Below are 1,475 nucleotides of genomic sequence, written 5' to 3' on the forward strand. Positions count from 1 at the left end.
CGGTGAAAAAATCCCCCTTGAAGAGAGGGATGATTTATCCCTCGTCGAAGAAGAAGGGCTAGAAGTAGAGGAAGAAGTCGTTGAGTTGACCACAACAAAACCCAAGGCTAAATCCATAGAAGATTCGGTAGCGGTCTATCAAAAGCTCAAACAAAAACAGCAAGGGACATTTGCAAAGGTTTTGGAGAAGGGGGCAAATTTCCTTAGCCAAAATGGGGCAACCATTGTTGGAGGAGTACAAGGTGCACTAAGCGGTGACACCGACTTGGAAAAGAGCATCACTGCTGCTTCTAACGGCATCACAGCGCCGGAGTTTTCCTGGCTTGGCTCTTTTCTTAAACGGATTGCAAGCCTCGTTGGTGCGGCCCAAGCGTTTGAAAAGACCTCCTTTGGCAAACCAGAGGACTACGCCACCCAAACGGCTTCGCTCGACACCATGGTGCAAGCCGTGTCCATGTTCAACGACGACATCACAAAACTCCATTCCAGTGACAGTGCCAAAAAGGGCATGCTGGCTAATTTCGTCATCCAGTTGGAAAAACTAGGGCGCTTGGCGGCAGCCCTCACCACCCAAGCCTTTAAATACAATCGCTTGCTGCAATCTGCCAATGATTTTTCCTATTGGACGGAAACCCAACTGGCTAAACGCCGAATTCAGCAACAAAATCTGGTGGACTTGCACCACTTTGCCAAAGAGAAGAATCTGGGCGAGTTGCAAACAACGCTGTCAAAAGAGATTCGCGATCTTGAAAGCAATCTTTTTCACGTCACTTCTGACAAACTAGCCGCCGACATCACCCCCATGCATGCCAAAGCGTATTCTACAAAACTAACGGAGCAAGTGAATAAACTGGGGGAGCTCTTTCGCAAAAGCCATGCTCAAGGGATGGATAGATTAACGGACGAAGAACGACTCTTCTTAAACAATAACCGCCAGCTTCTGGCTTTTTTAGCCGCAGTGCCCAGTGAGCAACTGCAATCCACCGCCACCAAACAAGGTGCTGAGCAATCCTTTCAAGAAGAGCGCGTCTTTGCCCTGCTCAACCACCTGGAAAAGCAACACCTCGCCAAAGTCATCAAACGACGTGAATTGCTCATTCAACAACGCTTGATTGCTGAATTCGACGATTTGGACAAAACACAGCGAGCTCGTATAACTGACGTCTTGGCACTGGATCCTGAGTTTGAGCAAAACACTCAGGAGCTCACCCAAGGCAATTCCAGGTTCTTCGATTGGATCAGTCAGCTGTCCAAGAACAAAGAACTGCCCAAACTTTCAGCACAAGAGATTGCTGTTGCTAAAAAAGCCAATGAAGAGCATCTCAACGCGCTCAACAGCAAAGTGGCTAAAGAGCGCAAAGTCTTGGCATCCAAAGCGCTTCTCTTATCTTCTGTAGCGCTGCTCATTGCAGGGGGCATTGCCATCTCCTGTGCTCTTGGCCCGGCCGTCATCATCCCTATCTTCCTGGCCGCCG

Annotated in this window: 1 protein-coding gene; it reads left to right on the forward strand. The window is 48.9% G+C overall.

Annotated elements, in window-relative coordinates; translation table 11 throughout:
- The coding region (locus Lwal_RS09945) for a hypothetical protein (RefSeq protein ID WP_193787229.1) at window positions 1-1,475 on the forward strand (1,475 nt) is incomplete at both ends.

This window comes from Legionella waltersii (assembly GCF_001468085.1).
In the GTDB taxonomy this organism is placed as follows: Bacteria; Pseudomonadota; Gammaproteobacteria; order Legionellales; family Legionellaceae; genus Legionella; species Legionella waltersii.